5 protein-coding genes and 1 pseudogene are annotated in these 6,754 nt (G+C 72.6%); 2 read left to right on the top strand and 4 right to left on the bottom strand.

Annotated elements, in window-relative coordinates:
* Together ACGF0D_RS06925 and ACGF0D_RS06920 are read right to left on the bottom strand one after the other, a co-directional pair.
* Positions 1–182, bottom strand: a 182-nt coding sequence (locus tag ACGF0D_RS06925) for a hypothetical protein (RefSeq protein ID WP_392914203.1), incomplete at its 3' end; no start/stop codon positions are given.
* Positions 183–535: 353 nt separating this feature from the next.
* Entirely contained in the window at positions 536–1,357 is an 822-nt protein-coding gene (locus tag ACGF0D_RS06920) for an SDR family NAD(P)-dependent oxidoreductase (protein ID WP_392914202.1), read from the bottom strand.
* A gap of 532 nt (positions 1,358–1,889) precedes the next feature.
* Between ACGF0D_RS06920 and ACGF0D_RS06915 the strand changes: the two genes are divergently transcribed.
* Positions 1,890–2,663 (top strand): GNAT family N-acetyltransferase, encoded by a 774-nt coding sequence (locus ACGF0D_RS06915; protein ID WP_392914201.1) that lies wholly within the window; start codon positions 1,890–1,892, stop codon positions 2,661–2,663.
* A gap of 281 nt (positions 2,664–2,944) precedes the next feature.
* A pseudogene (locus tag ACGF0D_RS06910) lies at positions 2,945–3,568 on the top strand (potassium-transporting ATPase subunit B); the annotation flags it as partial.
* A gap of 162 nt (positions 3,569–3,730) precedes the next feature.
* Here the strand turns inward: ACGF0D_RS06910 and ACGF0D_RS06905 are convergent.
* Both ACGF0D_RS06905 and ACGF0D_RS06900 read right to left on the bottom strand, forming a co-directional pair.
* Positions 3,731–4,162: a hypothetical protein gene (locus tag ACGF0D_RS06905; RefSeq protein ID WP_392914211.1), complete on the bottom strand. Its 432-nt coding sequence runs from the start codon at positions 4,160–4,162 to the stop codon at positions 3,731–3,733.
* 154 nt (positions 4,163–4,316) lie between these two features.
* Positions 4,317–6,746 carry a DUF4118 domain-containing protein gene (locus ACGF0D_RS06900; RefSeq protein ID WP_392914200.1) on the bottom strand — a complete coding sequence of 810 codons (2,430 nt, stop codon included), beginning with the start codon at positions 6,744–6,746 and terminating at the stop codon, positions 4,317–4,319.
* Positions 6,747–6,754: the final 8 nt, after the last annotated feature.

The following is a 6,754-nucleotide window of genomic DNA, read 5'->3' as shown; positions in this document are numbered from 1 at the left end:
TACGCCCCGGCGGCGGCCAGCACCAGCACGATCGACTCCGGCCCGTACGCGACCGAGGCCATGGCGTCCAGCGAGAGCGCGGCCAGTCCGCCGAGTGCGCTGAGCCGGTGCCGCTCGTCGCCCGCGCCGGTATCAGGCGGCGCGGGATCAGCCGCGACAGTCGGAATCGTGCTCTCTGGCATTCGTGGCTCCTCGATCGTGGTGGTCACGATCGTGAAGCGCCCCGGAACACCGCCCGCCGCTTCCTACACACCCTTGATGGCGGCGACGTCGACCTTGATGCGATCTTGACGAGCCGGGCAACGACTCGGCCCCTGAGAAACCGCCCGTCCGCACAGCTGGACGGCGGGTCTCAGGGGCCGAAGGCGTACACCCGGTGCCGGTGGCACGCGGCACCGGGTGAGTCTGTCGGGCTACTGCCCGGGCTTGCGGCCGTGGTTCGACTTCTTCTTCCGCCGGGCCTTCTTCTTACGAGCGCGCTTGGACATCGTGTTCTTTCTCGTGATCGTCGGGTTGCCGCATCGGGTGGTACGGTTCAGGCCGCCTGGCCGACCAGCTGGTCGGCGAGCTTGGCCAGGCGCTTGAGCGAGCGCTCCTCCTGGGCGGCCTGCGCGGTCTGTGCGATGACGCCGTCGTCGAAGTAGGCGCCGTTGGCGACGACCGTCTCCGGCAGGCAGAGCCGGACCACCTCCGCCGCGCCGGCGGCCGCCGGCGCGCCGACCCGCCCGTACAGCGGCAGCAGCGCGGTGTCGCACAGGCCGGGGTTGAGGCTGACGGCGGTGATGCCGGAGCCGGCCGGGGCCATGTCGGCGGTCGCCATGGTGAGCGCGAGCTGCGACTGCGCGTACGCGGCGACCCGCGAGTACTTCTTCACCCGGTGCGGGTCCGACCAGTTCATCGAGGCGGTGCGGTGCAGCGAGGAGGACACGTTGACGATCCGGGCGTCGCCGGCCGCCGACAGCGGCGCGCGCAGCAGCTTCGCCAGCAGGTGCGCGGCCAGGAAGTTGACCTGCAGCGAGACCTCATTGCCGTCGTCGGTCAGCGTGCAGCGCTCGGGCGCCATCACGGCGGCGTTGTTCACCAGCAAGTCCAGCGCCGGGTAGTGCTTGACGACCGTGCCGGCCAGCACCGCGACCTCCGCGAGGTGGGTGAAGTCGGCTGCCAGCTCGACGAGTTGGTCCCTCCGGACGCCCGCATCGACCAGCCGGGCGACGGCCGCCTCGGCCTCGCCGGTGGTGCGGGCATGCACCAGCACGGTCGCGCCGTGCCCGGCGAGCAGCCGGGCGGTCTCCCAGCCGATCCCGGAGGAGGCGCCGGTGACGAGGGCGGTGCGGACGGACAGAACAGCGTCGGACATGACCCATCCAAGGGTGGAAGGGCACCGGCGGGGTGCGAAGGCGACGCGGCACGAAGCCCTGCGCCTCCGGGGCCGCCGGTGCGAGAAGGTGTGATGTGAGAGAACGCTCGTCCGTCCCCTGCCCTCGGAGCCAGCCAGGGCAAGGAACGGACGGCGGTGATCGGCACGGGCACGACGTAGTGGTACCGGGCCCGTGCGCGCGGCCGGTGATGAGCGGGAAGGAGCTCGGTCCTACCGGACGGCGGTGGCGACCGCGACAGCGACGATCCGCGGCCGGCTATGCGGCGGGCGGTCGTGGTGGCGTGTCGAGCGGTGCATGTCCCCCATCAAAGCCTGCCCCGATGCCGGAGGCAAGCTCGTTCACCCTCCCTGACGAAGCCCTGACGCGCGGTCGACGCATCGTTGATGCCCATGCCCCAACTGCCGACGGGTTTCCGGAGATCGCCAAGGTTCCGTCAGCAAGAGCCCTGTCGCTGCCAGGCTTTCGTCAACGAGCCGACACCCGTCGGCTGCGGTCTGCCGTACTGGACGCATGTCCGTCACCGTTCCGCCCACCACCGACTGGTTCACCCCCGAGCAGCCCGGCGCGAGTGTCCTGCCCGCCCATGTCGGACGGAGTGCCTACGGCGGCTGGTGGGCCGACGACACCGACACCGTCCGGGCACTATTGGTTCACTGCGGGCCGGAACGGCTGCTGCACGGAGACCCCGACCGCCTGGACCCGGACGTCCTCGCCCGCTTCGGGCGCGGGCAGTTCCACGCCCCGGACCGCTTCCTTCCCCTGTTGGGACGCACCTTCAGCCACATCACACCGTGGATCCGCGTGCTGCACGTCCACACGGAACGGCCTCGACCGGTCTCCCGCAACACCGCAGCCTGGGTACGCTCGCTGCACGCCGCCGACGAGACCCACCTCGACCGCTTCGCCCGCCGCGCCTCCTCCGCAAACCGCCCGGGGCTCCCGCACTGGGTCGCCGAGACCTGGGGCGGTCATCGCGCGCTCGTCGTGAGCGGCTTCGCCTGGGGCGCGTTCCTCGGGCCGTACCTGGCCTCGCTGGCCTGTGGCTACCTCGCCGGACGGAACCACCTGGACATCGCCGTGGCGACCGACCCGGCGTTCCAACGGCTCGACCTCGCACTCGCCTGCGTCCGTGCCGCCACGACCGCCGCCCGCGCCCAGGGCCTCATCCCGACCTGGTCGGCGCCGCAGAGCAACCACGCCAGCCGGGCGCTCGCCGAAGCGGCGGGCTTCCGGCCGGTGCGACAGGAGGTGGTGTACTGGGCCGGCCCGGTCGTCACTCATTGACGAACGCGTGTCCGACAGGGCGTCAGGGAGCTGTCGAGGAAGTGGCTCCGAACGCCCAGTCGCCGTCAAGGCGCGCATGGCGTGTGAAGAACCGGTGCTTCGCTGTCCGGCGTTCCCCCGTCGTTCCCCGAACCGCCGCCCCTCTCCCGGGCGGCCCGGAAGATCCCCCGAGACGATGCGCCGTTCGGCCCTCACTCCACCGGACACCACCTCCGACCAGCAGAACTGGTTCGCCCGCCCAAGGCGTGTTCCCGGGCAACCTCCGCAGCACCCAAGCCACCGGCCGGCCAGCGCCAGGAGCGGTCGCCGTCGACTCATCACCCGCTGGCAGCTGGCCGATCACCGGGGAGTCCGCGCCCGTCATCCGCGAGTCCGGCGGCGACCGCACGGGCGTCACCGGCGGCACGAAGGTGCTCTCCGACCACCTGGTCGTCCGGATCACCTCCCGCCCCGGGCAGAGCTTCGTCGACCGGATGATCGCCCTCGTCGAGGGCGCCGACCGGCAGAAGACACCGAACGAGATCGCGCTCAACATCCTGCTGGCCTCGCTGACCATCGCCTTCCTGCTCTCCGTGGTCTCGCTCCAGCCGATGGCCATCTAGGCGAACGCTCCCCCAAACCACCATCGTGCTGGTCGCGTTGATGGTCGCCCTCATCCCGACCACCATCGGCGCGCTGCTCTCCGCAATCGGCATCGCCGGGATGGACTGCCTCGTGCAGCGCAACGTTGTCGCACTCTCCGGCCGAGCCGTCGAGGCCGCCGGGACGTCGACGTCCTCCTGCTCGACAAGACCGGCACCATCACCCACGGCAACCGCCGCGCCGTCGCCCTGCACCCGCTGCCCGGCGCGACCACCGAACAGCTCGCCGAGGGCGTCGGCTACCAGCCCGCCTCCGTGACCGACCTGCTCCGCCGCAACCTTCGCGTCTACGGGCTGGGCGGGCTGGTGCTGCCGTTCCTCGGCATCAAGGCCATCGACCTGCTGATCCAGTTCGTCCCAGGCCTGGGGTGGCACACTGGCCGCCGCCTCCGGAACGACGTCGGAGGCGGCGATCAGGTGACGACATCAGCCGAGGCAGTGCCCGGACCCTCCGCCGACCGGAAGGCGATCGACGCGGATCGCCCGGCGCGGCAGGGCGGCAGGCAGCGACAGCACCAGCGCGGCGGCGGTGAAGAGCGCGTAGTGCCCGCCCTCAAGCCCCGGCCCGGACCAGCCGAGCTCCGCGTGGCGGTGCTCCGCGAAGGCGTTGCAGCACAACCAGGCGGCTATTCCCACCACCGGCGCGGCCAGCGGCCTGGAGAAAGCGCCGGCCAGCCCGGCCAGCCCGGTGTACGCGATGTACGGGAACCAGCCGGCATGGAGTTCACCCAGCCAGCCGAGGCCGAACGCGAGCGCGCCACCGGCGACCAACGCCGCGGTGCCGGACACCGCGACCGGCAAGCGGTCGAGGACCGGGTGGTAGCGACGGCCCCCAGGGCGGGCGGAGTACATGCGCACAGCCAGGCCTGCCCCTTCACCGCGAAATCGTTCGACGCCAGCCAACCTTCCGCCGGTGTTCCCTCCGCGCAGCCTTGACAGCATCCTGACGCTGCAGCCTGGAATCTCGACGCGATCTTGACGCGCCGCTCGCCCCCGGCTCGGCAGCACAGCATCAGGCCACCGCGCGCGCCAGGCCGATGACATAGGAGGTGCCACCGCCGGGCGTCTCCTCGACGGCCAGTTCGCCGTTCATCGCCTCCACGAAGCCCTGCACCACCGTGGGCCCCGCACCCACGCTGGAGGCGGCCTGTCCACCGTGGATGGTCACCCGAACGTCCACCCGCCCGGCCACCACACCCGCGTCAACCACCACCGGCTCCCTCCCCTCTGCCCCCAGCACCAGGAGGCCCGCAAACGCCCGCTCCAGGAGACCGGGATCGGCGAGCACGGGCGGCAAACCCGACTCCAGGTCGACACGGACGCCTGACACGCCGTCGGCGGCGGCTCGCACCACCTCGGCCACCACCGTCGGCCGCAGCACCACCGGCATCACCCCGGCCCGCAACCGGCTCAGGTCCAGCAGATTGGCGACCAGCCGCTCCATCCGCTCCACCTCGGCGCCGATCCGCTGTCCGGCCGGACCCGGGACGTGCCCGGCTTCCCGGCGCACCGCAGCCAGGGGCGCCCGCAGGTCCTGCCCGACCGCCTCAAGCAGCGCAGTGTGCAGTGCATCGGTGTGCGCGAGCACCTCCGCCGCCGACGCCTGCGCGGCCAGCCGCTCCCGTTCACGGGCCAGCTTCAACTGGGCGACGTACGGCCCGAGCAGCCGGGTGTCTTCTTCTGTGAGCGGTGCGCCGCGCAGGACCAGGACCGCGCCGTCGCCCAGGTCGACGGAGAACGACGCCTCGTCGGGCCCCGACGGTACCTCCACACCGGCCGAGGCCGCCGGTTCCCAGATCGCTTCACCCGTGCGGGCCAGCACAGCGGCGCCGTCCAGGCCGAACACTTGCCGCAGCTCCGCGACCAGATCGGGCAGCACCCGCGGCCCGGATTCCACCGTCCCCCCGGCCAGCCGGGTGAGGACCGCGGCCTCCGCGCGTGCCCGGTCCGCCTGTTGCGAGCGGCGCGTCAGACCGTCGATCAGATGGGAGATCACCCCGGCCACGGCGAGGTACGCCAGCAGCGCCGCGACGTCCGCGCCCCGTTCCACCGTCAGGCTGTGCCACGGCGTGGTGAAGAAGTAGTCCGCTGCCAGTGCCCCGGCCGCCGTACTACCGGCCGCCGGCAGCAGCCCGCCCAGCCGGGCCGTCCCCGCCACCACCAGCAGCTGGCAGAGCAGCACGCCGGACAGGCCGAGCGACTCGTGCAACGGCGACAGCGCCCAGGTCAGCGCGACCGCCCCGGCCGGTCCGACCAGCCACGCCAGCCGACGCCGGCGGACCGGAACCAGCGCCGGGCGGCGCCTGCGGGGCGCGGGCGGCACCGTCAGCAGCCCGGGCTCGGGCGGTGGCAGCACCCGTACATCGATCGGGCCGGCCAGCCGGATCACCCGGTTGATCACCGAGCCGGAGACAAGCTCGCGCAGCCTGCTGCGGCTGGTGGGCCCCAGCAGGAGCTGGGTGGCGCTCTCCGACCGGGCGAAGTCCACCAGCGTCCGGGCCACGTCGCCGCCGCTCACCTCCACGTAAGTGCCGCGCAGCTCCCGAAGCAGCTCCCGCTGCGGCGCCAGATCCGGCGGCTCACGCTCGACCGTGCCGTCGTCCAGGCGCACGTGCACGCCGATCAGGTCCCCGTGCACCCGGGTAGCCGTGCGGGCCCCCCGACGGATCAGGTGCTCGCCCTGCGGCGCCCCGTTCAACGCGACCATGATCCGTTCCTTGGTCTCCCAGGGCGCCCGGATGCCGTGCCGGGCCCGGTAGTCGGCCAGTTCCTCCTCCACCCGGTCGGCGAGCCACAGCAGCGCCAGCTCGCGCAGCGCACCGAGGTTGCCGGCCCGGAAGTAGTGGCCCAGGGCCACGTCGATCCGGTCCGGCGCGTAGACCTCCCCCTGCGCCATCCGCGCGCGCAGCGCCTCCGGACTCAGGTCGACCAGCTCGATCCGGTCGGCGGCCCGGACCACGTCGTCCGGGATCGTCTCCCGCTGGGCGACGCCGGTGATCTGTTCGACGACGTCGTTGAGGCTCTCCAGGTGCTGGATGTTGAGCGTCGTCGCCACGTCGATCCCGGCGTCCAGCAGCTCCCGCACGTCCTGCCAGCGCTTCTCGTTCCGCCCGCCGGGCACGTTGGTGTGCGCGAGTTCGTCCACCAGCGCGAGGGCCGGGCGGCGCGCCAGCAGCGCGTCCAGATCGAGCTCCGTCAGCTCCACGCCCCGGTACGGCACCGGCCTCCGGGGCAGCACCGGCAGGTCCCTCAGCTGCCCCGCCGTCCCGTGCCGCCCGTACGTCTCGACCAGGCCGACCACCACGTCCAGCCCCTTGCCGCGCAGCCGCCGCCCCTCCCGGAGCATGGCGTACGTCTTCCCCACCCCCGGCGCCGCTCCCAGGAACACCCGCAGCTTCCCGGCCATCGCCGTCCCGCCGCCTCTCTTCGCCTCCGGTTCCATGCTCCGCC

Source organism: Kitasatospora sp. NPDC048298 (genome assembly GCF_043201465.1).
Classification (GTDB): Bacteria; Actinomycetota; Actinomycetes; order Streptomycetales; family Streptomycetaceae; genus Kitasatospora.
The sequence above is the reverse complement of the archived record's forward strand: the minus strand, read 5'-3'. Positions and strand labels throughout refer to the sequence as shown.